Below are 1,494 nucleotides of genomic sequence, written 5' to 3'. Positions count from 1 at the left end.
TGAAGTGCAACTAAAAAGTTAGACATTTTAATATTACGCAAGACTCAATGCACGATTTCGATATTTGATCGGGGTCGTGTATTTTAGTTTGTTTGATCTTCTAATATGATTGAACCAGTAAACGTAATCATGCAGTACTTCCCGCATTTCTGCTAGTGAACTGATCTTAATGCGGTTGAGCTTCTCCCGTTTCATTAGGTTGAAGATGGTTTCTCCCGGTGCATTATCGTGGCAATTACCCTTGCGCGACATGCTTTGCTTAATCTTCATCTGTCTTAGTTTGGTCTGATAGCCGCTGTGGCGGTATTGAAAACCCTGATCTGAATGCAAAATAGGCTGGGCTGTTTTAGGCAGCTTGTGCTTAAGCTCTGCCAGCATATCATAAACCAGCTTCATGTTAGGCGAATAGCTGACTTGACAAGCCAGTATTTCCAGTGAGGCCTCATCAATGACCGGTGAAATATAAACCTTTTTGCCTGTGGTCAGCTTGTATTCGGTAATATCCGTGTGTAAGACGTGGTAGGGTCTGGTTTCATTAAACCGCTGCTTTAAAATGTTTTCCTTGATTACGCCTGCAGGGCCCGCATAAGAACTGTAGCGTGCAGTGCGCCTACTGTAGACTCTGGTCTTTAGTCCCAGCTGCCGCATCAGCTTGCGCACGGTATTGGGCGCATAGCTAAAGCCTTGATCTAAGAGTGCACCATGCATACGTCGATAACCGTAAGTCTCATCACTTTCTTGGTAGAAGATAGACTTGATTACGCCTTTAACAGCAGCGTATTTATCTAATCGGTTCAATCGGTGACTGCGGTTGTCGTAATAAGTTTTGCGGTTAAGGTGCAGCTTGGCAAGCAAAAGCTTTAACGGCACCTCAGGTCGCTCAGCCCGAATCTCCACGACTATTCTGGTTTTTTGCCGGTTGGTGAGCGTGGATATCGGGCAGCCACTTTTTTTAGGATTAAGTTATCCAATTCTAAGTCGGCTTTTTGTGCCTCTAGCTCAGCAACCTGACGACGCAATTGTTCTACTTCGGTTAGCTTCTTAGTGGGTTTAAGCTTCTTCTGACGCTTCTTTTTAGTCATGGTTGGTGGTCTCCCCTTGGATTTTGGGAGCAGCCCAGAGTAGCCTGCAGCCTGATAAGCCGCCAGCCATTGTCTTACTACTGACCGCGAAAGATTAAAAACTGCAGCTACCTGGAGTACTCCCATGTGATGTTCATGATAGAAGCGTACCACATTTAGCTTGAATTCAGGCAAATAAGTTTGTCGGGTGTGAGTAACCTTTAAAGCGGCTAAGCCATGTTTACGGGCACGTTCTGCCCAGGCCCTAATCTCGGTATGATCAATGCCGTATTCGCGTTCTAGTTTAGCTAAAGAGGTTTGGTGGGATAAGTATTTACTGCAAATTTCCATTTTCAAAGTAGTTGAATATTTAGTCATGAAAAAAGTGCTCCTAATAGTCAGATTAATGTCTAACTATTATGGAGCACTTCAA

1 protein-coding gene is annotated in these 1,494 nt (G+C 44.2%); it reads right to left on the bottom strand.

The genetic code is table 11. The features are described from left to right. Positions 1-33 precede the first annotated feature (33 nt). A protein-coding gene (locus ERK18_RS09270) for an IS3 family transposase (protein WP_369792500.1) occupies positions 34-1,439 on the bottom strand; the annotation gives its coding sequence in 2 pieces (ribosomal slippage) (positions 34-956 and positions 956-1,439; 1,407 coding nt in all). Positions 1,440-1,494 lie beyond the last annotated feature (55 nt).

The sequence above is a fragment of the Lactobacillus kimbladii genome (assembly GCF_014323605.1).
In the GTDB taxonomy this organism is placed as follows: Bacteria; Bacillota; Bacilli; order Lactobacillales; family Lactobacillaceae; genus Lactobacillus; species Lactobacillus kimbladii_B.
Note: the sequence above shows the minus strand (reverse complement) of the source record. Positions and strands in the feature narration are given on the sequence as shown.